Origin of the sequence: Oceanobacillus halotolerans (assembly GCF_010993955.1) — a bacterium.
In the GTDB taxonomy this organism is placed as follows: Bacteria; Bacillota; Bacilli; order Bacillales; family Amphibacillaceae; genus Oceanibacillus_A; species Oceanibacillus_A halotolerans.
Window position 1 is genome coordinate 1 of the sequence record NZ_WIXL01000006.1, and the last position, 22,357, is coordinate 22,357.

At 37.2% G+C, this 22,357-nt stretch carries 20 protein-coding genes, 2 tRNA genes and 2 rRNA genes; 19 read left to right on the forward strand and 5 right to left on the reverse strand.

The features are described from left to right. The 9 genes from GHC26_RS08745 to tsaD form a co-directional block, all read left to right on the forward strand. A 23S ribosomal RNA gene (locus GHC26_RS08745) occupies positions 1-107 on the forward strand; the annotation flags it as partial. Between the two features lie 132 nt (positions 108-239). Further along, positions 240-355, forward strand: a 5S ribosomal RNA gene (gene rrf / locus GHC26_RS08750). A gap of 253 nt (positions 356-608) precedes the next feature. Continuing rightward, a tRNA-Met gene (locus tag GHC26_RS08755) sits at positions 609-685 on the forward strand. A gap of 176 nt (positions 686-861) precedes the next feature. Beyond that, positions 862-938: transfer RNA gene (locus GHC26_RS08760), tRNA-Asp, on the forward strand. Positions 939-1,777: 839 nt separating this feature from the next. Next, positions 1,778-2,746 carry a thiamine-phosphate kinase gene (gene thiL, locus GHC26_RS08765; protein ID WP_163970895.1) on the forward strand — a complete coding sequence of 323 codons (969 nt, stop codon included), beginning with the start codon at positions 1,778-1,780 and terminating at the stop codon, positions 2,744-2,746. 8 nt (positions 2,747-2,754) lie between these two features. Then, positions 2,755-3,210, forward strand: coding sequence for a tRNA (adenosine(37)-N6)-threonylcarbamoyltransferase complex ATPase subunit type 1 TsaE (gene tsaE / locus GHC26_RS08770; RefSeq protein ID WP_163970896.1), 456 nt, complete (start codon positions 2,755-2,757; stop codon positions 3,208-3,210). Between the two features lie 18 nt (positions 3,211-3,228). Next, the gene (gene tsaB / locus GHC26_RS08775; protein WP_163970897.1) at positions 3,229-3,936 is read left to right on the forward strand and encodes a tRNA (adenosine(37)-N6)-threonylcarbamoyltransferase complex dimerization subunit type 1 TsaB; all 708 of its coding nucleotides are present in this window, start codon (positions 3,229-3,231) and stop codon (positions 3,934-3,936) included. After that, positions 3,926-4,384: a ribosomal protein S18-alanine N-acetyltransferase gene (gene rimI, locus GHC26_RS08780; RefSeq protein WP_404821776.1), complete on the forward strand. Its 459-nt coding sequence runs from the start codon at positions 3,926-3,928 to the stop codon at positions 4,382-4,384. Before tsaB ends, rimI begins: the two co-directional genes overlap by 11 nt. Then, positions 4,374-5,384, forward strand: a complete 1,011-nt coding sequence (gene tsaD / locus GHC26_RS08785) for a tRNA (adenosine(37)-N6)-threonylcarbamoyltransferase complex transferase subunit TsaD (RefSeq protein ID WP_163970899.1) — start codon at positions 4,374-4,376, stop codon at positions 5,382-5,384. Before rimI ends, tsaD begins: the two co-directional genes overlap by 11 nt. 479 nt (positions 5,385-5,863) lie before the next feature. On the opposite strand, the gene GHC26_RS08790 is transcribed toward tsaD, so the two are convergent. Continuing rightward, positions 5,864-7,795, reverse strand: a complete 1,932-nt coding sequence (locus GHC26_RS08790) for an ABC-F family ATP-binding cassette domain-containing protein (RefSeq protein ID WP_163970900.1) — start codon at positions 7,793-7,795, stop codon at positions 5,864-5,866. Between the two features lie 131 nt (positions 7,796-7,926). Between GHC26_RS08790 and moaC the strand changes: the two genes are divergently transcribed. Both moaC and GHC26_RS08800 read left to right on the forward strand, forming a co-directional pair. Then, positions 7,927-8,418 (forward strand): cyclic pyranopterin monophosphate synthase MoaC, encoded by a 492-nt coding sequence (gene moaC, locus GHC26_RS08795; RefSeq protein ID WP_163970901.1) that lies wholly within the window; start codon positions 7,927-7,929, stop codon positions 8,416-8,418. Positions 8,419-8,420: 2 nt separating this feature from the next. After that, complete coding sequence (locus GHC26_RS08800; RefSeq protein WP_163970902.1) at positions 8,421-9,062, forward strand: redox-sensing transcriptional repressor Rex; 642 nt, start codon at positions 8,421-8,423, stop codon at positions 9,060-9,062. A gap of 639 nt (positions 9,063-9,701) precedes the next feature. Here the strand turns inward: GHC26_RS08800 and GHC26_RS08810 are convergent. Both GHC26_RS08810 and GHC26_RS08815 read right to left on the reverse strand, forming a co-directional pair. Beyond that, positions 9,702-9,905 carry a helix-turn-helix transcriptional regulator gene (locus tag GHC26_RS08810; protein ID WP_163970903.1) on the reverse strand — a complete coding sequence of 68 codons (204 nt, stop codon included), beginning with the start codon at positions 9,903-9,905 and terminating at the stop codon, positions 9,702-9,704. Next, positions 9,906-10,211, reverse strand: coding sequence for a hypothetical protein (locus GHC26_RS08815; RefSeq protein WP_163970904.1), 306 nt, complete (start codon positions 10,209-10,211; stop codon positions 9,906-9,908). Positions 10,212-10,516: 305 nt separating this feature from the next. Here GHC26_RS08815 and GHC26_RS08820 point away from each other — a divergent pair, with 305 nt between their 5' ends. Then, positions 10,517-11,932: an MDR family MFS transporter gene (locus tag GHC26_RS08820; protein ID WP_163970905.1), complete on the forward strand. Its 1,416-nt coding sequence runs from the start codon at positions 10,517-10,519 to the stop codon at positions 11,930-11,932. Between the two features lie 347 nt (positions 11,933-12,279). Here GHC26_RS08820 and GHC26_RS08825 read toward each other — a convergent pair whose 3' ends face one another. Further along, positions 12,280-12,474, reverse strand: a complete 195-nt coding sequence (locus GHC26_RS08825; protein ID WP_163970906.1) for a YdiK family protein — start codon at positions 12,472-12,474, stop codon at positions 12,280-12,282. A 6-nt stretch (positions 12,475-12,480) separates the two neighbouring features. Then, positions 12,481-13,191, reverse strand: coding sequence for a CPBP family intramembrane glutamic endopeptidase (locus tag GHC26_RS08830; protein WP_163970907.1), 711 nt, complete (start codon positions 13,189-13,191; stop codon positions 12,481-12,483). Between the two features lie 281 nt (positions 13,192-13,472). Here GHC26_RS08830 and groES point away from each other — a divergent pair, with 281 nt between their 5' ends. The 7 genes from groES to GHC26_RS08865 all read left to right on the forward strand — a co-directional run bounded on the left by groES (position 13,473) and on the right by GHC26_RS08865 (position 21,162). Continuing rightward, positions 13,473-13,757, forward strand: coding sequence for a co-chaperone GroES (gene groES, locus GHC26_RS08835; protein ID WP_163970908.1), 285 nt, complete (start codon positions 13,473-13,475; stop codon positions 13,755-13,757). Between the two features lie 50 nt (positions 13,758-13,807). Then, a complete protein-coding gene (gene groL / locus GHC26_RS08840; protein WP_163970909.1) occupies positions 13,808-15,445 on the forward strand; it encodes a chaperonin GroEL in 1,638 nt (545 codons plus the stop codon). Positions 15,446-16,469: 1,024 nt separating this feature from the next. Further along, on the forward strand, positions 16,470-16,802 hold the full coding sequence (locus GHC26_RS08845) for a hypothetical protein (RefSeq protein WP_163970910.1): 333 nt from the start codon (positions 16,470-16,472) through the stop codon (positions 16,800-16,802). Positions 16,803-17,031: 229 nt separating this feature from the next. Next, on the forward strand, positions 17,032-17,292 hold the full coding sequence (locus tag GHC26_RS08850; RefSeq protein WP_163970911.1) for a hypothetical protein: 261 nt from the start codon (positions 17,032-17,034) through the stop codon (positions 17,290-17,292). A gap of 873 nt (positions 17,293-18,165) precedes the next feature. Further along, on the forward strand, positions 18,166-19,122 hold the full coding sequence (locus GHC26_RS08855) for a response regulator transcription factor (RefSeq protein WP_163970912.1): 957 nt from the start codon (positions 18,166-18,168) through the stop codon (positions 19,120-19,122). 502 nt (positions 19,123-19,624) lie between these two features. Beyond that, positions 19,625-20,473, forward strand: coding sequence for an ABC transporter ATP-binding protein (locus tag GHC26_RS08860; RefSeq protein WP_163970913.1), 849 nt, complete (start codon positions 19,625-19,627; stop codon positions 20,471-20,473). Further along, on the forward strand, positions 20,473-21,162 hold the full coding sequence (locus GHC26_RS08865; RefSeq protein WP_163970914.1) for an ABC transporter permease: 690 nt from the start codon (positions 20,473-20,475) through the stop codon (positions 21,160-21,162). The genes GHC26_RS08860 and GHC26_RS08865 overlap by 1 nt, the downstream gene beginning before the upstream one ends. Positions 21,163-22,357 lie beyond the last annotated feature (1,195 nt).

Sequence of the window (22,357 nt, forward strand, 5' to 3'; positions counted from 1 at the left end):
CTTCGAGTGAGTAAGATCCCTCAGAGACGATGAGGTTGATAGGTCCGAGGTGGAAGCGTGGTGACACGTGAAGCTGACGGATACTAATCGATCGAGGACTTAACTATCTATTTAGTTGTTTCGTTGATACAAGACTCTTATTTAGTTTTTAGGGTATAAATTTAAAAAAGCCCTTGCATTTCTATCAAAAAATAAATATAATATATCTTGTCTTTGAAAAAAGTAAAGATGTATAAATGCCTGGTAGCAATGGCGGAGAGGTCACACCTGTTCCCATTCCGAACACAGAAGTTAAGCTCTCAAGCGCCGATGGTAGTTGGGACTTTGTCCCTGCGAGAGTAGGACGCCGCCAGGCAATATTTAATTGAAATATTAACTCTTATCGCGGGATGGAGCAAGCCGTTATCAAAGATGCTACAATCTGAAGGTTTGCGAGGAGTGCAACATCATTGTATAAGCTTACAACACGATGAGCATTGTTTTCGAGCAAAACATCCACCGAGATACATTGAGTTGTGAGGAGTGATACTTCACAGATATACTTGTAACACGATGAACAGTATTTATTGTTACTTGGTGCATGAATATTCTTATATAATTTTTTATATCGCGGGGTGGAGCAGTCTGGTAGCTCGTCGGGCTCATAACCCGAAGGTCGCAAGTTCAAATCTTGCCCCCGCAACCAAAATACTTCAACTAACTACGTCGTGTAAGCATCATAGCTAGTTGAAAATAAGTAGTACTTGAAAGAGTGCAACCAAAATATTTTCATTAAAGACATTACTACACTTTATTATAAATTGAAGTTTAGTAATAAATGAAAGAGTTTGATCAATTTCTCTTCAATAAAAATAATTCAATGGTCCGGTAGTTCAGTTGGTTAGAATGCCTGCCTGTCACGCAGGAGGTCGCGGGTTCGAGTCCCGTCCGGACCGCCACCTTATATAAATAACGATTATATACATAGATGCACATAATTTCATTATATGAAATTATGTGCTTTTTACTTTTTAGTGAGAACTTTAATACTAGAAGATACTTTTTGCATGCTTTGTTGTTTTCTACGACGCATAATTTATATTATACGCAGTAACTTGAGGTGATGGTTGGAGCATTTACCCGCTCCGGAAATACAATTCGCTTTCACCATGGGCATAAGTGCCACATCTGTTCAAACTTTACGTTTTCACAGTGTCTACTTTACCGCGGGTGGCTGTTGATCCTCCTCAACTCGTCACACGTTTCTAGGGGTCTTACCTAGGCCGTTCCTCCCGCAGGAGTCTACGTGTATTTCCTCAACTGATAGGAGCAACACTTCTTATTATATATTATGTTTTTATGATAGTTGATTGGAGCGAAGGACAATCGACTCCTGTAGGAATAGCACGCGTCCGAAGACCCCGCAAGAAGCGCTTTTTGCTTCTGAGGAGGCTGAGGCCGTGCCTACGGAAAGCGGGCTGTCCGTAGCGAAAATCAACAGTACTATTTATTGCGCATCTTACACCTTATATGCATGACGTTTCATATAGAAAGCAACAATCTTTTAGAAAATAGCCTACTAAAATATGAGCATTATATTTAATGTATTGGTACACTTTGTTATTTTAATGATAGAAATAAAAAAATTTTGATATAAATAGCATGGAGACTACTTTCTAAGGCTATCGTACAGAAGTGAGATAGACAAGTTCTTTAAAGTGAGAACGACTTTTTTTCATTTATAAAGGGTATTTGATATGATAAATATAGCTGATTTAAAGGAGCATGTGATATAGTTATGGATGAATTTGAATTTATTGAATCCATTAAACCAAAAACCTATAAACAGTCGTCAGTTATAAAAGGAATTGGGGATGATGCTGCTGTATTTCGACAAACAGCTAAAGATATCGTTACTTCGGTTGATACTTTTGTCGAAAATATACATTTTTCCCCCATAACAATGAATCCATATTATATTGGCTATCGCGCTCTTGCTGCCAACTTAAGTGATTTGGCTGCTATGGGGGCTGAGCCAGCTTTCTACCTAGTATCAATTGTTATTCCAGACAAATGGTCTGATTCATCGATTCAAGAAATCTTTATGGGAATGAAAAGTCTAGCAAATATGTATAAGATGGATCTGATTGGTGGAGATACGGTATCAGGGGAAAAGTTATCAATTTCGATAACAGTAATTGGTTATGTGATGAAAGGGCATGCTAGGTATAGGAGTTTATCTGTAAACGGAGATATTGTTTTTGTTACAGGTACATTAGGTGATGCAAGTGCCGGATTGCATATAATGACACATGAGGGATCATACATTGAAGAAGCCTATTTAAAGAAACGACATCAGATGCCAAGTCCAAGGGTCCCATTTGCATTACAATTGGAGCACATCAATAGGGTAGCATTAAATGATATTAGTGATGGTATTGCAAATGAAGCTTCTGAGCTAGCAAAGGATTCCAATGTTGATATTCATTTAATAGCAGATAATATACCAATTCATGCATCGCTTGAACAATTTACACTTATGGACCAACGAAAATGGAAATTATTTGGTGGAGAGGATTTTGAATTAATTGGAACAGTTTCTTCAAAGGATTGGCCAAACGTAAAAGAAGCGGCCGAAAAATCAGATACGAAGCTAACCAAAGTTGGATATGTGACGGATCCAAAATCAACGGAAGGAAAAGTTTTTTTACATGAAGAAGAAAAAACGTCACTCTTAAAAAAGCATGGTTATACGCATTTAAAGTAGGTGAAAGAATGACAGTACATAAAATAAAAACACATTCCCATGAAGAAACGATTCAATTTGCGGAACGGTTAGCAATATTACTTAGGCCAGGAGATGTGGTAACCTTAGAAGGTGACTTAGGAACTGGAAAAACAACTTTCACAAAAGGAATTGCAAATGGTCTGGGAGTCAAACGCAATGTTAATAGCCCTACCTTTACGATTGTGAAAGAATATGAAGGAGAGTTACCCCTTTACCATATGGATGTCTATCGTTTAGAGGATTCTGATGAGGACATCGGTTTTGATGAGTACTTTTATGGTGATGGTATTTCCATTGTTGAGTGGGCGACATTCATAGAGGATTATTTACCAGCAGAACGTTTAGATATAAAGATATCTTATCTCGATGAACGTAGTAGGTTGTTAGCGTTTTTTCCAATTGGAACCCATTATGAAGAAATGATTAGTGAGTTATTAGGCTAAAGATAGTGAGGAGTTTGTATGAACATACTTGCAATTGATACATCTACCCAAGTATTAGGTGTCGCATTGCTTCACGATGATAAAGTCGTTGGTGAAGTCATGACAAATAGTAAAAAGAACCATTCTATACGACTGATGCCTGCGATTCATCAGTTAATGGAAGAAAGCAACATGAATCCAAACCAATTGGATCGAATTGTTGTAGCAAAAGGTCCTGGATCCTATACGGGAGTTCGTATAGGGTTATCGACAGCAAAAACAATGGCGTGGGCACTGAATATACCTGTTGTTGGGGTGTCTAGCTTAGAAGTTTTAGCTTATCAAGGCAGGTATTTTGACGGTTATATTTGTCCTTATTTTGATGCTCGTCGTAATTTAGTATATACGGGATTATATCAATGGAAAGAAAATAAACTAGATGTTGTCAAAAACGATATTAATATTTTACTGGGTGATTGGCTAGCACCATTGAAAAAAGAAGATAAAAGTATTATGTTTCTTAGTCCTGATCAGCAAATTCACGAGGAACATATTAAAGAAATAATAGGTGAACGAGCAATTATACCTGATCCAACATTTCATATACCTCGTCCAGCTCATTTGGCACTAGCTGGTACATTAAAAAAAGCTGATAACACACATGAATTAGCTCCCAATTATTTACGTCTAGCAGAAGCCGAGGCAAAATGGCTAAAGGCACAAAAGGATCAACAAAATCATGGCTGAGACAATTATTCGGAAAATGGAAATAGCCGATATTGAACAGGTTATGAAGGTGGAAGAGGCATCCTTTGATTCTCCCTGGACAAAGGAAATGTTTTATCAAGAGCTAAGTGAAAATAACCATGCACATTACTTGGTGTTGCAAATGGATAAGGAAGTAATCGGTTATGTTGGATTATGGATTGTGTTAGATGATGCACAAGTGACGAATATTGCCATTATGCCTGACTACCGCGGGAAGGGTTTGGGGAAAATGCTATTTCAATATACGTTACACTATGTCATTAATTTAGGGGTCAAACGCTTGTCGCTAGAGGTTAGGGTGTCAAATATTGTTGCACAGCGAATGTATCGCAGGTTTGGACTCGTACCTGGTGGTATTCGTAAAAACTATTATAAAGATAATCAAGAAGATGCATTAGTGATGTGGGTGAATTTAAATGAATCATGACCAATATATATTAGCAGTAGAGACAAGTTGTGATGAGACGGCTGTTGCTATCGTGAAAAATGGGACAGAAATTATAACCAATATTGTGTCGTCTCAAATTGAAAGTCATAAACGATTTGGCGGAGTAGTACCTGAAATTGCATCACGTCATCATGTAGAACAAATGACAATTGTATTGGAAGAGGCTTTCGAAAAGGCAGCCATCACTTGGGAGGATATCGATGCTATCGCTGTTACAGAAGGGCCAGGTCTAGTTGGAGCACTATTAGTAGGTGTTAATACTGCAAAAGCATTAGCATTTGCCAAGCAAAAGCCACTTATTGGGGTACATCATATTGCAGGGCATATTTACGCAAATCGATTTGAACAAGAGTTTCAATTTCCATTATTAGCTTTAATTGTATCTGGAGGTCATACAGAGCTTGTTATAATGAAAGAACATGGCCAATTTGAGGTGATTGGGGAAACTCGGGATGATGCTGCAGGTGAAGCATATGATAAGGTTGCTCGTATATTAGAGTTGCCATATCCTGGTGGTCCACAAATTGATCGATTAGCGGCTTTAGGCGAAGAATCGATAGCTTTTCCAAGAGCGTGGTTGGAAGAAGATTCATTTGATTTTAGCTTTAGTGGGTTAAAGTCGTCTGTTATTAATACGATCCACAATGCTAAGCAACGAGGTGAAATAATCAGTCCTGAAGATATAGCAGCAAGCTTTCAAGCTAGTGTCGTTGAGGTGTTAACGGAGAAGACATGGAAAGCAGCAAACCAATTTTCTGTTAAACAAGTTATCATTGCTGGAGGGGTTGCAGCAAATAAAGGTTTACGAACAGCCTTACAAGAGAAGTTTGCACAAAGTAACATACCATTAATGATTCCACCACTGTCATTATGTACAGATAATGCGGCGATGATTGGAGCTGCAGGAAGTATGGCATATGAACAGGGTAGACGATCAGGTTGGGACTTAAATGCAAATCCCTCTTTGCCATTACGCTAGATATCCACATATTGTGGGTATCTTTTTTTAATGAAACTTGCTGACTAATTTCCATATGATGCGTCTTAAATGTTTAGCATGCCTTCCTCCCATCCTTTATAAGATGAGTGCTAATCCAACGCTGTGTGAAAGCGGAGTGTTCTGCCGGAACGTATCCAAGTGCTCAACTATCATTGAATGTGAAAAAGCGACCGTCCGAAGCGGAAATCAAGGCTGCTATATTATGACGCATAATACTTCAACTACGTTATACATATGTATAGAACATTTTTGATGAAGGGTAAACATCCACATTGTTGTGGATAAACTTGTTCATAACATACTGAACACTTGGTGGATAGTGTGCATAACTCTACGATCCTTTATAATCACAGCAATAAATCACAATACTAATTGTGGATAAACGGAGGATTTACTCACAGGATTGTTGATAACAAGAATTAAAAAGACCGATCTAGCATGAGATCGGTCTAAAGTGATTAAGATAATTGCTCCTCCTGTAATGTCGCCCATTCTTCCATATACTCATCAATTTCTTGTCTAATCTTATTTGTTTCTTCTGTTAGCTCTAATGATTTTTCGTGGTCCTCATATACCTCAGGTTCCGTCATTTTTTCTTCGGTAGCAGCAAGCTTTTCTTCTAAATCTTCAATAAAACCTTCTAACTCCGCAATGCGACGTTCCTTTTTTCGTTGTTTACTACGTAGTGCCTTTTCCTCTTTAAAGTTTCGTTTTCGTTCATTTTGCTTTGGCTTTTCAACATCTACTTCATTCAAACGTTTAATTTCTGCCTCTTCTTCTTTTTTCTCTAAGTAGTAATCATAATCCCCTAAATACGTAGTTGTGCCGTGCTGTTGCATTTCTATTACTTGGTCGGTAATTCGATTGATAAAATAGCGGTCATGGGAAACAAAAATAATCGTACCTGGAAAATCCATTAGTGCGGCTTCCAAGACCTCTTTGCTATCGATGTCCAAATGGTTTGTTGGCTCATCTAAGATAAGGAGATTCGCTTTTTCCATCATCAATTTTGCTAAGGAAAGTCTCGCTTTTTCTCCTCCACTTAAATCATTTACCTGTTTTAATACATCATCACCCGAAAATAGAAAATTACCTAAAACAGTCCGGATATCCTTTTCATTAATAGTAGGATATTCATCCCATAATTCATTTAATACTGTCTTAGAGGAGGATAATGTAGCTTGTTCTTGATCATAATAGCCGATTTGGACATTTGTACCGATCTGGATCGTTCCAGTTGTTGGATGAAGTTTTCCGATAATCATCTTTAGTAGTGTTGTTTTACCTACCCCGTTTGGACCGACCAGTGCAAGTCGCTCTCCCCGATTAGCATTGAATTGGACATTGGAAAAGATTAATTCGGGACTATCCTCATATTGGAACGATAAATTATTTATTTTTAATACGTCATTTCCACTTTGTCGATTGATTTGGAAGGAAAAGGATGCAGAAGATTCATCGCCTTTTGGCTTTTCCATTTTCTCCATTTTTTCTAATTGTTTACGACGGCTTTGTGCTCGTTTGGTAGTGGAAGCACGTACAATGTTTTTCTGTATAAAATCTTCCATTTTTTTGATTTCGGTTTGCTGCTTTTCATATACTTTTAACTCTTGTTCATAGTCAAGTGATTTTTGCTCCAAATAATTGGTATAGGAACCAAGGTATTTTTTTGTTTTATGTCTGGATACCTCATATACAATGGATACGGTTTTGTCCAAAAAGTAACGGTCATGGGATACGATGCAAACCGCACCAGGGTAATTGATTAAATACCCTTCTAACCATCCTAATGTCTCAATATCTAAGTGGTTTGTCGGTTCATCTAAAATTAATAGATCTGGTTTTGTGAGAAGAAGTTTTCCTAGAGCTAGTCTCGTTTTTTGGCCACCACTTAGTGTACTAATAGAAGTGTCATAGTCTTCCTCGTAAAAGGAAAGCCCAGTTAGGACAGCTTTAATATCTGCTTCATAACGATATCCACCACCAGATTCAAAGGCTTGTTGCTTTTTATCATAATCCATTAATAATTGTTCATAAGTTTCATCTGAAAATGCAGTAGCATCTTCCATTTTCTTTTCTAGATTTCGGAGTTCCTTTTCCTGTATGACTAAATTGTTAAAAACATCTACCATTTCATTCCATATGGTTTGTTCGGATTCTAAGCCTGTATGTTGAGCTAAATAGCCAATCGTTATCCCTTTTGGCTGGATTAATTCGCCTGTATCATAGGTCAGTTCTCCCGCCATGATTTTCAGTAACGTCGACTTCCCAGCGCCATTTCGGCCAACTATTGCAATTCGGTCTTTTTCTTTTATTTCAAGTTTTACATTCGATAAAATTTCTTCTGCCCCAAACGATTTGGAAACGTCGTTTAATTGCATAATAATCATTAGGTTCACCTCATCTACTTCAGTTTACCGTATTCGTATTTCATCAAGCAATACAATTGTGAAATTAATCACGACGTTTATTTTATTTTCTGCTAAAATAAGAATAGCACAATGTAATTGGAGTGGAGCATATGGCTGATTTTACACACTTTAATGAGCAAGGTAGAGCTCATATGGTTGATATTAGTGAAAAAAAGGAAACAGAACGCATAGCAATTGCACGTTCTAGTGTAGAAGTGACAAAAGAAGTATATGAAAACATCACAAATCAGACGATTAAAAAAGGGGATGTTTTTGCTGTAGCACAAGTAGCAGGTATAATGGCGGCAAAAAAGACCTCTGATTGGATACCGATGTGTCATCCATTACAATTAAAAGGAATTGATATTTCCTTTGATTGGAATATAACAGATACGTATGAAATTCAAATAGAAGCTTTTGTCAAAACAAAAGGGTCCACTGGTGTTGAAATGGAAGCATTAACAGCGGCATCTGCAACGGCACTTACGATCTATGATATGTGTAAGGCAATTGATAAAGGAATGGTAATCGGGAAAACATACCTACTAGAGAAAAAGGGTGGAAAGTCTGGCGATTATTATCGGGATGAAATGGGGGAGTAAAAGTGGACCAAAATAAGATACCACAAGCAACAGCAAAACGGTTACCATTATATTATCGCTTTTTAAATAATTTACAGCATCAAGGGAAAACACGTGTATCCTCTAAAGAATTAAGTGAGGCTGTAAAAGTTGATTCAGCAACAATTCGTAGGGACTTTTCCTACTTTGGAGCGCTAGGGAAAAAGGGATACGGCTATAATGTTGAGTATTTACTTGGATTCTTTCGAAAAACGCTTGATCAGGATGAAACAACTGAAGTAGCTTTAATTGGTGTTGGAAACCTCGGTACTGCCTTTTTACATTATAATTTCACGAAAAATAACAATACGAAAATAGTGATGGCATTTGATGCAAACCCACAAAGAATAGGAGACGAAATAGGTGGTGTCCCTATTTATCATATAGATGAATTAGAGGAAAAAATGAACGGGAATGTGCGTGTAGGTATATTAACTGTTCCATCAAAAGAAGCACAAGGGATTACAACAAGACTAGTAGAGCACGGTGTAGAAGGGATTCTTAACTTTACACCAGCAAGGATTACCGTACCAAGTCATATTCGCGTACATCATATTGACCTTGCAGTCGAATTACAAGCACTCGTTTATTTCTTAAAACATTATCCATTATCGAAAAGTGAATAAGGTATCAAGGGGACTATCTAAAAATAAGTAGTTCACTTACCATAGAGGAAACGGTAAATCACATAACGAATAGCATAAGATTTTGCAGTGTATTTGGCACCTATTTTAGTACTTGAATTCACATATAAAAACGCTTGGGTAGGGTACCGACCCCCGAAAGTTAGAGTAATAAATCTAACTTTCGGGGGTGTTTTTTAATATAGGAACCACCTCATAAAATATTAGAAAAGTGGCATTTGCCAACCTTCTATCGGTTGATTCTCTCTCAAAATACGATGGAATCGGCCGTTACAGCCTGTCTATCCAGAAAATAATCCTTTTTTACGTTAGGAAAGTATAAAATTTCAGTTAAGAAGATGACTTGCAAGCTACACTTACTAAAAAATAGACAGACGTTTATCATACAGTTACTAATCATCTTTCTAGTTACTGGCTTTATATCATTTATTATTCATCGTTCGTTAAAAAAACAAGCCTATATTGCTTATCATGATAGTTTAACAAAACTAAAGAATAGAGCACCGTTTGATGAACAATTAGAACAAATGCTTATTTCAGCGTGTCGAAAATCAAATTATAGGACTGTACAGATGTTAAGAAGTGCATAAAAACGACTTCAAATAAGATGTCGTCTCGTAGTTACTTTCTAATAGAATCGTTTATAAAGAGTTCGTCTACTGTGGTGTCCAATAGAGAGGCTATATTAAAAGCTAATTGTAAAGTAGGGTCGTATTTATCGTTTTCAATCACATTTATCGTTTGTCTTGACACATTACAAAGTTTAGCCACTTCTTCCTGAGATAACTTTGCTGTTTTCCTTAATTCCCTAATATGATTCTTCATTTAACCACCATATTTCCTCTTGAAAAATAGTAACGTGATTAAATATACAACTGAAAGCACTATAAGAAAGGTAAATGGATTTACACCCCCATAAGAACCATCTGTCCAAGTAGTTACATAAAAATTTTCGACAATTTCAATTAGCATCCAAAAAATCACAACTGCAAATGAGTATGACTGTGCTTTCATTTTGATGTAATTTTTTCTTTCATCGCCCAATTGGGGTAATGAAACAAGCGTAATTATAATCAAAATAGCACAAATTGCTAAGATACTAAAAAATACGGTTAAAACAATCCAATCCATATATTTATTTCCCCCTCATAAAAAAGTAAAAAGTATTTGACATTTAATATTGTATCATTAGCTCAAAAAATGTTAAATACTTTTTACATTACAAATTATTTCTATGAATTTATAACCAAAAGCAACAATCTTTTAGAAAACAGCCAAAGAAAAAGGCAAGAACCAATTTGCTTGTTACCAAGAAAAAGCTTGGGATAGTGACCATTGGCTATCAGAAAAATAAGCAATAGTTGAAAAATTAGGGATAATACGATAAGCTAAAATTAATTCGTTATACGAAATAAATGAGAATAGGTGGGAACAGCATGAGTAATTTACCGCCGAAATGGCTTGTCGTCGTAGCAGTTTTGTTTGGTACATTCACGGTTATCTTAAATAACAGTATGCTTAATCCAACTATACCAACCTTTATCGAACTGTTTCAGACTGATGCTGTTGCAGTAAGTTGGATCCTAACCATTTTTATGGTAGCAATGGGAATGACAATGCCGTTAACTGGTTATTTAGGAAACCGATTTGGCAAAAAACGCATATATGTTATAGGAATTTCGATTTTTTTAGTCGGGTCCATTACAGGCGCGTTATCGTCCACCTTACCAATGATTATTATTTCTCGTGCTATTCAAGGTGTTGCTGGAGGCTTAATGATGCCTATTGCAATGGCACTTATTTTCAATGCGTTTCCACGGAATGAAAGAGGATTAGCTGTTGGTATTTATGGCATTGCAGCGATGGTGGCACCTGCTATTGGTCCAACGGTTGGTGGGATAGTGGTTGCATTTTTACCATGGCAATTTTTATTTTTATTCAATTTACCATTTGCAATTTTGGGATTATTTTTTTCTGCCAAATATTTGAAGCCTACCGAACAGGATCCAGGTTTACGTTTTGATCTAGTCGGCTTTTTACTTATTACAACTGGTGTAGGTTCCATTTTGTATGCGTTAGGTCGTGGATCAACATTGGAATTAATTCTTTCTCCCTTCAGTATTGGACTTATCGTAGGTGGTCTGATTTTAATTCTAATCTTTGTTTATTATGAAAATAAACAAGATCAGCCATTATTAAATCTAGCTATCTTTAAAATTCCTACATACTCTGTATCCATAGTCGTTACTGCTACGGCATCCATCGGTCTTTTTTCTGGAATCTTTTTATTACCATTATTAATTCAGGAAGTGTACGGTTTAAGTGAAGTTCAAACAGGCTTATTATTTTTGCCAGCTGCTTTATTAACTGGTGTTTTTATGACAGTGGGTGGAAAAATATTAGATATCAAAGGTCCGAAATTTGTTATTCCAATCGGGTTAGTTATTTTAGGTTCCTTTACATTAGCCTTAGGATTTAATACATTATCAACATCATTTTGGACCATTTTAGTATTAAATTGTATAAGAAGTGCAGGATTAGGAATGTGTAATATGCCCGCGACAACAGCTGGGATGAATGCAATACCAGATCCACAAGTAGCACAAGGTTCGGCAATGAATAATGTCATTCGACAAGTATTTTCCTCATTTGGGATTGTTTTCTTTTCCATTTACTATGAAGTACGTCGTGCGCAACTTGTAGCCAGTAATTCAGATATGCAACAAGCAACACTACAATCCTTAAACGAGGCATTTATGATTGCAGGAATATTTATTTTATGTATTGTCCCATTATCGTTTGTTTTAAAAGGCCCCCAAGAAGAGGAAAAATTGGAACGAAAACATGCTTGAGGCGAACAAAAGCTAGAAGCGCCTTGAACACCCCCGATTAGAAAACTTGGCTTGTTGCCAAGTGGCGAAAGCCTTAGTTGCACTTATGCAGTAAGTAGTTTCGTTTTCTGCCAAGCATAAGCCAAGCCTCAACGTGGTGCTTTTTGCGCGTAATGTGGATTGACTTATGACCTCGAGGGGGGTAGGCGCACTGGCCAATGAAAACTCGTGCGTCCTTATGTCTTTCGGCACTAGGACGTTAATCGCTCGAAGCTGGACGTGGCCTTTCTTATAAAAGGCAGTAATGAGGCCAATTTTTTATACTCCCTTTTACAACAAAAAAAGAAGTAGAACAACAAAAAATTGTTCTACTTCTTTTTCTTAAGCCGAAAATGTAGGGACATTAAACGAATCCCTACCCCAAAGTCAAGTGATGCCACAACTGCAAAAACCATTGTTGTAATGTTCCATATCGTATCCTCAACACTTTGAATAGCAATGTACACGAAAAGCACACCCATTAATAAATAGATAATGGACATTGCTTTCGGTGATATTCTCATAACGTATTAGCCTCCAATGAATATTACTGCAGTTTCTAATTCATTTAATATTTGTTCGAGTTCCTCTGGATTAAAGAAATACTGAATCATAACAGATATCGTATTAATGGCGGCATGAACCATAATTGGAACAATAATTCGCTTTGTTTTTACATATAAAAAGGCAAAGACAAATCCCATTGATGAATAAACTAAAAGATGTTCTGGTTCACCGTGAATAATGCCGAATACCCCTGATGAGATTAATGCTGCAAAAAAGAAGTTCATTCGTTTGTATAATGTACTAAAAATAACTTTACGAAAAACTATCTCTTCTAGTATTGGCGCGATGATGGCGGGGATGATCATAAAGATTGGAGACATTCTCGAAATATCCATAATCATTTGCGTGTTTTCCGATTCTGGTTGAATGCCTAGTAGTTCCATTTCAATTGTGGAAGCAATGCCATTAGCGAAGTAGGCCATGAATAGTCCACCAATTGCCCATAGAATAATACTTCTGGCTGGTGCTGCATCCCGTGCAGATCCTTGTTTCATATCTTGCCTTAATAAAACAAGGATAATAATCAATCCTAGAACAAAACTAATAATAGACCAATATATAATGGCCTCCATCTCACTTAAGGGAAAAATAAAATATAGAATCGGTGCAAATAAGATTCCAGAAAATTGCATGATAATATACGTTAAAATGACATACCAATACCGTCTTGTCAAATTGAAACGACTCCTTACTGTTTATATCTATCTATATTGGGCAATATATAGAAAAGATGAAGTTTTTAATTGTACCGCATTATATATAGTTTATCATATTTGCCTAGATCCTAATACTAGTATGATTTACAACTAATATATAAAAAACGGTAATAATGTATACTTCCCACTTGCATTTTTTTTTGGATTTATTTATTATATTAATTGGAATTAGCACTCAACTTAAGTGAGTGCTAATAAACCACTATCACAATAAAATAAGAATTAAGGAGGTTGTCTACATGATTAAACCACTTGGAGATCGAGTAGTAATTGAGCTTGTTGAACAAGAAGAGAAAACTGCAAGCGGTATTGTACTTCCAGAATCCGCAAAGGAAAAACCACAAGAAGGGAAAGTTGTTGCAGTTGGCTCTGGCCGTGTTACCGATAATGGGGAAAGAGTAGCACTAGAAGTTTCTGAAGGAGATCGTATTATCTTCTCTAAATTTGCTGGTACAGAAGTAAAATATGGGGGCACTGAATACTTAATTCTTCGTGAAAACGATATTTTAGCGGTAGTTAATTAAGACATATTCGAACATATACTTAGAACATATTTTTAAGGAGGGCATTTTACATGGCTAAAGATATCAAATTTAGTGAAGACGGACGTCGTGCAATGCTACGCGGTGTAGACACATTAGCAAATGCTGTAAAAGTAACATTAGGGCCAAAGGGTCGTAATGTTGTATTAGATAAAAAATTCGGTTCACCATTAATTACAAATGATGGGGTAACCATTGCAAAAGAAATTGAACTAGAAGATGCATATGAAAATATGGGTGCACAACTTGTATCCGAGGTAGCATCAAAAACAAATGATGTTGCTGGGGACGGTACAACTACTGCGACAGTACTTGCACAATCTATGATTCAAGAGGGCTTGAAAAACGTAGCATCTGGTGCCAATCCAGTTGGTGTACGCCGTGGGATTGAACAAGCAGTAGAAGTTGCTGTAAATGAACTTAAGTCAATTTCTAACCCAATTGAAAGCAAAGAATCAATTGCACAAGTTGCAGCTATTTCTTCTGGTGATGATGAGGTAGGTAACCTAATTGCTGAAGCGATGGAACGTGTTGGCAATGATGGTGTTATTACAATTGAAGAATCTAAAGGGTTCAATACAGAATTAGAAGTAGTAGAAGGTATGCAATTTGACCGTGGATATGCATCTCCATACATGGTAACAGACCAAGATAAAATGGAAGCAGAATTAGAAGATCCATACATTTTAATTACAGATAAGAAAATTGGTAATATCCAAGAAGTATTACCAGTACTAGAACAAGTTGTCCAACAAGGTAAACCAATCTTAATTATTGCTGAAGATGTAGAAGGGGAAGCACTTGCAACATTAGTTGTAAACAAACTTCGCGGTACATTTAATGCAGTAGCTGTAAAAGCTCCAGGATTTGGTGACCGTCGTAAAGCAATGCTTGAAGATATTGCTACACTAACTGGTGCAGAAGTGATTACAGAAGACCTTGGATTAGATCTTAAAAATGCTTCTATTGAACAACTAGGTCGTGCATCTAAAGTTGTTGTGACAAAAGACAATACAACTGTTGTAGAGGGTTCTGGGGATCCAGAAGCTATTTCTGCTCGTGTGGCACAAATCCGTGCACAAGTAGAAGAAACCACATCAGATTTTGATAAAGAAAAATTACAAGAACGTCTAGCAAAATTAGCTGGTGGTGTTGCTGTTATTAAAGTTGGTGCAGCAACGGAAACAGAGCTGAAAGAGCGTAAACTACGTATTGAAGACGCATTGAACTCTACTCGTGCAGCAGTCCAAGAAGGTATTGTATCTGGCGGTGGAACAGCATTAATGAATATCTTCAATAAAGTAAGTGAGCTAAACCTTACTGGTGACGAAGCAACTGGTGTAAATATTGTACGCCGTGCCTTAGAAGAGCCAGTACGTCAAATCGCACATAATTCTGGTTTAGAAGGATCTATCATTGTCGAACGCTTAAAAGGTGAAAAAGTTGGTGTAGGTTTCAATGCTGCAACTGGTGAATGGGTAGACATGATCGACGCTGGTATTGTGGATCCAACAAAAGTTACTCGTTCTGCACTACAAAACGCAGCATCTGTAGCAGCAATGTTCTTAACAACAGAAGCAGTAGTCGCTGAAATCCCTGAAGAAAGTGATGGCGGCGGTGCTGGCATGCCAGACATGGGTGGCATGGGCGGAATGGGCGGCATGATGTAATTCAAAAAAGTGGAGTGGGTCTGCTCAGATGCGACACGCATAAGCAAAGCCTTGCTTGGAGAGGAATTGCTTATGACGCGAGCATCTAGCCCATGCAACTGGATTACATCAAAAAGCGGAAACGACTGGTTAGGTCCGACTGGATAAGCAAGATACCGTAATGTGTTTTGCTCTTTAAACACATGTAGGTAAATTGCCTATCATAGCGAGGACCTAGGAGTTTTAGCTGGATTGTTCAGCCGTTCCATCCCTTGATATATAAGGAGTTGTGAGTGAAATGATAGTGGGATGCTAACATTTTGCTAACATGGAGATTTATTAACGAAGGCTTCTCATAAGTTGAGTAAACTTGTGGGAAGCTTCTTTTTTCACATTAGGAAAGTATAAAGTTTTAGCTAAGAAGTGGATTCGATGTGGCTAAAATTTTAATGTCCCAAGTATAAGAAAAACTAACACATTCGCTAAGGACGAGTGAATGTGAGTTTTTCTAAATCCCATTCTTTTTTAAGAACTAATATTATATATTCGCCTTTTAGCAAAGGGGATGCAGTAAAAGAGATTGCTAACTTCACTAAATATGAAAAGATAGAGTTATGGAAAAAGAGTTATGAGAATAGGGATAGTTCAATCTAAGATCGGAGTAATATCTACAGCCCACTACTAGCTTAGGGAAAATCAAAAAACTTAAAATCCATGATGATTGACAAGTTTAGTAGATTATGATATTTATTAGAAAACCTCGGATTTCCTCTCACTTACCTTTTTATATAATCTGACATATCCAAAATCCCTATAAAATAAAACTGCAAGTATTTGATGCTTCTGTTTTTAAAACAAAACTTCGTAATTCACTTATAGCCTGGCCTTCTTAACATCTTTTCCATACTTTTTCGAAAGCACTTTCCTAGTAAACAAACCGGAAAGGGGTGATATATCTAATATATTTTATTTATGTACTATCGTTGGTTGAGGTATGTTTTGTTTCAGGTATAAAATTTTTAGTTAAAAAGGAGGTGGGTTAATTTTGAGTCATGATATTACAGGACATAATATAAACGGAGAAGAAATTGCTTATGCACGATTCAGTATGGGAAACTATAATGCTGCTATACTGTACAGTTTGCTTGATGCAGATGAATATAATGCAGGAGTCAGCGGGTCAGGCGACACTACTACTTTTTCTGTACAACAAATGGACAAGGCTATGGATTTATATAAAAAATCATGCAATAACGGCGATCCCACCCTGTTAAAAAGTGAATCTTTAAGTTGGGATGAAAAACAAATTCTGAGCTTTCTATTAAACTGTTCAGCAACAGCACGAGAAGAAGGGAAGGTAACAGTGTACTTTGGCTAAAGTTTTGCCCTTTTACAAATTTCCTCAATATATCTTCTATGAAAATACTACAAATTAATACTCCTCAGATTAAACAAAAGAATAGACCACTGCTCTCAAAACGGTGACTGGAAGTAATACATGATATAATAAAATAAAAATAATAAATATTCAATTTTAGTCAGGAAAGTTTTGCCTTTTTTATGAGCTTCTAAAAAAGTAATCACTAATAGGTCGGAGTTGTATATTTATGAAATGGCCTGAAGTTCACCAGCATTTTCCAGATCGATGTGTCTTAGTCGAAGCATTGCAATCAAAAACGGTAGATAATGAAAGAGTTATTCAAGAAATGTCAGTAATTGATGATTTTGAGAATGGAAATGCAGCATGGAAAGTGTATAAAAAATTACATGCTGAAAATCAAAATCGTGAATTATATATCTTTCACACAAATAATGAAGAGATTAAGGTAATTGAGCAACCGTATATAGGAGTGCGAAGGAGAATATGAAATTTGAAATGGATGAATTTTTGCCTCTGGTTTCAATTAAGATTGAATATAACGGAAAGGTAAAGACATTTAGTAATGTCTTGCTTGATACCGGCTGTTCTTCAACGATATTAGACACAGATTTAAGATTTATGTGAGGAAATTGGGCTATTACTAGATTTAGAAAATGCGATCACACGAAAGATGTACGGTATAGGTGGAACTGAAATCTGTATTGAACAAAAAGTGGGTGGCATGGTGATAGACAAATTCTAACTAAATGATTTTACCCTACAACTCGGTGATGTTAGGGAAATGTACGGTTTTGATGGGATTATTGGTAGTGACTTTTTTTCTTCAAATAAATTGATTATTGATTTTAATTCTAGAGGTTAGAAAAGGGGAAAATATAGAATAAAGTAAACAATTGCTTATCACAGCGAGGACCTAGGAGTTGTAGCTGGATTATTCAGCCGTTCCATCCCTACCTATCACATCAATAGTAAGTGAAGCTTTTTGTTACTTACCATACTACTTAATGAAGTTTCTCATGAGTTCTGTAACTTGTGAGAAGCTTCTTTTTTTGATTCTTAGGTAACGTGCAGATATACATCTTTTATAAATTGATCAGAAGAAAGATAAAATCAAGTTACTGACTTAGATCCAAAGCTTTTTTGATTTTGAGAATGAATATTTTACCCATGTAGTTAGAAATCGATGAACCCAATGTGATTATCATTGAAACATTTGCTGTTTTAGAAATCTACAAATTAAACAAGTAGAAACATCAAATCAGATCTTGATAAAAATTTACGCATTATGAGTCCCTGTCAAAATCACTTCATGTTATACTAATCTAAACTTATAGATTTTTTTGAACAGGAGTATGAATAAATGGCACTTTTTAAAATAGATCATGAGATGACAAACAGTGAGTCGCTTCCCTCATTTTCCCTTACCATAGATGATTCGTATTCCACAGCGGTTTACAGTGATACGGACAAACAGGCTGAAATGGTCGAATTCCTTCGAAGCCATATGAGGATTCCGGTTTTTGATCTGCAAGAAGGGCTATACAAACGTCTGACGGTGGAGGCAAACATCGCCTTTTTTCATAAATGGTTTGACTGTCAGATGCCGTTAGCCGAAATACTTGTCTTGTTTGAACTGCACAACTGCGCAAAATCCCCACTGTATAAATGCTCGGGGTCGGTAATCAGACGGGTTTATTTTGCCAAATATTATATGAGTGGTGTCAATCCGATGGTGTTTCGGGAGCCGATTCATGGTGTTGATGCCAGTACCATCAATACTTTCATCAATATGCTTCAGAAGGTCAAGGAGGATGGTACACCTGTGCTTGTATTGGTATCTAATATGGAACACGCACTGCTTCTGGGTGATGTGGTGTACAAACTAAAGGACAACGGCATGCAGTCAATTGAGGTTGATGATGAAGATGAAGATGAAAAAAATTCCAATACTGAGCACTCTGTTGCACCAGTGACTACCAAATTATTTAAAATCCCGGCTAAAGTGGATGATAAAATGATTTTATTTGACCCGACTGAGATCGACTACATCGAAAGCCAAGATGGGAAAGCTAAGATCATTATCAATGATGAGTCTTATGCCATGGATTCCACATTGGCGGAAATTGAACAAAAATTGGAGATTTATGGATTTTATCGGTGTCACCGTTCCTACATCGTAAACTTGCAAAAAGTGCGCGAGATTATTACATGGTCGAAAAACACTTATTCTCTCAGAATTGACAATAAAATACAGTCAACCATCCCGCTTTCACGAACTAAAGTTCAGGATATTCAGGAAAAATTCAGCTTGAAATAGGAACAGTTCGTCATGAAAAGTGATAACTGGCGATTTCTCCAAGGCAGATAAGAAATATAAAATTTCCCTATCTGCATAAGGCAACTAAGGCATCCGCCAAAAAGGCTTGGCGAATGCCAAGTTTTCTAAAAAGATAAGAAAGTATAAAAAGTTGGACTCATTACTGCCTTTTATAGGAAAGGCCACGTCCAGCTCCAGCGCCTACCCCCTCGAGGTCATAAGTCAATCCACATTACGCGCAAAAAGCACCACGACGAGGCTTGGCTTATGCTTGGCAGATAGCGAAACTTCTTACTGCATAAGTGCAACTAAGGCTTTCGCCACTTGGCAACAAGCCAAGTTTTCTAATCGGGGGTAATCAAGGCGCTTGCGCTTTTGTTCTGATTTTTTACTATCTATTCGGTACATTTCACCATTCTGACGGTACATTCCATTTGAATTTGACTGTGCACTCCTGTATTTTGCGCTATGATTGAAGCAGTTGATCAAAGGAGGTTTCCAGTTGGAAAATACAATCGAAGTCAATGGATTGCGAAAGGTCTTTGGCCAAAATGAGGCCATTAAGCAAGTCAGTTTTAATGTGGAAAAGGGAGAGATCTTCGGTTTACTTGGACCAAGTGGATCAGGCAAGACAACAACCATTAAAATTTTAACCGGTGAACTCGGTCAAACCACAGGTGATGTAACCGTGCTTGGAATGGATTCGAAACAATTCGGAACGTCTGGTTTCAAATCCAAAATTGGTATTTTATCGGATAACAGTTCACTTTATGAGCGGTTGACTGTTTATGATAACCTGAAATTATTTTGTAAATTATACAATGCACCGCTCACAGAAATTGATGTGATATTAAAGGAAGTCAATTTGGAAGAAGAGCGAACAAAAACGGTCTCAAAGCTGTCTAAAGGAATGAAGCAGCGCGTTTTGCTCGCAAAAGCACTTATTCATAAACCGGAATTAGTTTTTCTTGATGAGCCAACGTCTGCTTTGGATCCAGCTAATATGGCACAAATTCACCGCGGGTTGCAGCGGTTAAATGAAGCTGGGACAACGATTTTCTTAACAACCCATAATATGGAAGAAGCGACAGTATTATGTGATCGTGTGGCCTTTTTGCACAATGGGGAAATACAGGAAATGGACAGTCCAGATACACTCCGTTATAAATACTCAACACATGCTTTTCATGTGGAAACATTTGATGGTGATAAACTGGTTATAGAAAATAACCGTGATAATGCCGATCAAATCAGGGATCTTATCGCAAATGGATCGGTGAAAGCAATAAATACAGACAATCCAACACTTGGTCAAATCTTTCTAAAAATAACCGGGAAGGAGCTGGTATAATGAACGCTAAACGTATAATAGCCATTTTCGAAAAAGATATGAAAGACTTCTTGAAAAATATGATGCTTTTGACGATGCCGCTTCTCCCGGTTGTGCTTGCGTTAATTTACGAGCGTATGGGTAATGAACTTCCGATTTCTCTGATCTATTTAATCGTCGGCGTAACCTTTTCGGCTGTGACATCAAGCGTTATGATGACGATGATGGCTGAGGAAAATGAAAAGAAAACATTACGCGGATTGATTCTGTCCCCTGCTTCTTTTCTTGACATTATAATTGGAAAAAGTTTGGTAACTGGATTAATAACTTTTATTTCACTTATCGTGTCTTTAATGATCGTTGGTATTGGACCATTTCTTGATTTTCGGGTTATCATTGGATTGATCCTGTTATTTCTGTTTTTTCTGTTACTTGGTATCGGAATCGGCCTGTTTTCTAAGTCGATTGCTGCCACCTCAGCCTATCTGATGCCGCTTATGTTTTTATTCGGATTTACACCGATGATTTACTCACTCGGTCTTAGCGAAGATAGTATGGCCATTGCAATTGCCGATACATTCCCGCTCATGCAGGCAATTGAGGCACATGAAACTAGCTCTTGGTCTCCCACTGGCATTGTAGCACTTTGGGTCATGGGTGCCGCTATATTCATGTATATCTGTTTTAAAAAGACGACTACGGATGATTAAAATTTTCTTCCGATCAGCAGCATTGGAAAGTATGGTTGTCTTTTGAACAATAGCATGGTCTGATAGTCTTATAAACTGTATAAGTACAATGAAGCGTACGCTAAGAAGCAGTATCAGGAAAAAATATTAGTCTATAAATTTAAGAAGTTGTTCAAAAAGCCCGGTAAAAATGACGATATTCGTAAAAGAATCAAAGTCCTTTCAAAAGGCTATTTTAAGTTTATCGGCCGTCTCTTTATCCACACTACGATGGGTTGAACATGAGGTTAAATAATATTTGAATTAGCAAAAGAAATCACAATATAATTAGCACACAAAAAAGGTTGGGTAAATTTAAAGAAAACCCAACTTTTTTATATTGGCTGTTTTCTAAAAGATTGTTGCTTTTTAGTATAAAGTGAAACTTCAATCAGTGGGTGTTTCCTTTCCTCTCCCACTGATTGTTAGTTGAACGAATCGGACATTTACGGGCAGTTTGATCCCCCACTTATCTTTCTTGGACCTCCTGGAAATCTTGAAGTGGGGGTCTTACTGCCCGTTACATGCGGGATAAAACGTCATGACACATAAGATCTATGATGCGCAATAAATAATATAGCTGTTAATAACCGCTACGGAAAAACACTTCGCTTTCCGCGGGTAAGCCGTAAGCCTCCTCAACTCGTACACACGTTTCTAGGGGTCTCACTTTGCTTACTCTTCCCGCAGGAGTCTTCGTGTTTTTCCTTCGCTAGTTCGTGCTACTATTTCTTATTATTATTGTTGCTAATGCGATAATTGATTGGAGCGCAAGATAGACTTATTCGTTTTATATTGTCAGTATCTTCTTATTTGAGCAGAAAGTTATTCTAAGCTGCGGGAAAATGCGAGACTCCTATGGGAAAAGGAACAGTCTGAAGACCCCGCAGCGAGCGCTTTTTGCTCGTGAGGTCTAGCTGCAGCGCCTACCCCCTCGAGGTCTTAAGTCAATCCTCTTTGTGGCAAAAAGCGCCACGCCGAGGCTCGACCTAAGCTTGGCAGATAAGAAACTACTTACTGCATAAGTGCAACTAAGGCTTTCGCCAATTGGCGAAAAGCCAAGTTTTCTAATCGGGGGTGACCAAGGCGCTTCCGCTTTCCTTTGGAGGCTGAAGCGTTCCCCATGGAAAGCGAGTGTTTTCCCGCAGCGCAGGATTAGCACATACATAATAAAGGA

Excerpts from the sequence above, each read along its gene's own strand:
- thiL (WP_163970895.1), top strand. The coding sequence starts at position 1,778 with ATGGATGAATTTGAATTTATTGAATCCATTAAACCAAAAACCTATAAA.
- tsaE (WP_163970896.1), top strand. The coding sequence starts at position 2,755 with ATGACAGTACATAAAATAAAAACACATTCCCATGAAGAAACGATTCAA.
- tsaB (WP_163970897.1), top strand. The coding sequence starts at position 3,229 with ATGAACATACTTGCAATTGATACATCTACCCAAGTATTAGGTGTCGCA.
- tsaD (WP_163970899.1), top strand. The coding sequence starts at position 4,374 with ATGAATCATGACCAATATATATTAGCAGTAGAGACAAGTTGTGATGAG.
- GHC26_RS08790 (WP_163970900.1), bottom strand. The coding sequence starts at position 7,795 with ATGATTATTATGCAATTAAACGACGTTTCCAAATCGTTTGGGGCAGAA.
- moaC (WP_163970901.1), top strand. The coding sequence starts at position 7,927 with ATGGCTGATTTTACACACTTTAATGAGCAAGGTAGAGCTCATATGGTT.
- GHC26_RS08810 (WP_163970903.1), bottom strand. The coding sequence starts at position 9,905 with ATGAAGAATCATATTAGGGAATTAAGGAAAACAGCAAAGTTATCTCAG.
- GHC26_RS08815 (WP_163970904.1), bottom strand. The coding sequence starts at position 10,211 with ATGGATTGGATTGTTTTAACCGTATTTTTTAGTATCTTAGCAATTTGT.
- GHC26_RS08820 (WP_163970905.1), top strand. The coding sequence starts at position 10,517 with ATGAGTAATTTACCGCCGAAATGGCTTGTCGTCGTAGCAGTTTTGTTT.
- GHC26_RS08825 (WP_163970906.1), bottom strand. The coding sequence starts at position 12,474 with ATGAGAATATCACCGAAAGCAATGTCCATTATCTATTTATTAATGGGT.
- groES (WP_163970908.1), top strand. The coding sequence starts at position 13,473 with ATGATTAAACCACTTGGAGATCGAGTAGTAATTGAGCTTGTTGAACAA.
- groL (WP_163970909.1), top strand. The coding sequence starts at position 13,808 with ATGGCTAAAGATATCAAATTTAGTGAAGACGGACGTCGTGCAATGCTA.
- GHC26_RS08850 (WP_163970911.1), top strand. The coding sequence starts at position 17,032 with ATGAAATGGCCTGAAGTTCACCAGCATTTTCCAGATCGATGTGTCTTA.
- GHC26_RS08855 (WP_163970912.1), top strand. The coding sequence starts at position 18,166 with ATGGCACTTTTTAAAATAGATCATGAGATGACAAACAGTGAGTCGCTT.
- GHC26_RS08865 (WP_163970914.1), top strand. The coding sequence starts at position 20,473 with ATGAACGCTAAACGTATAATAGCCATTTTCGAAAAAGATATGAAAGAC.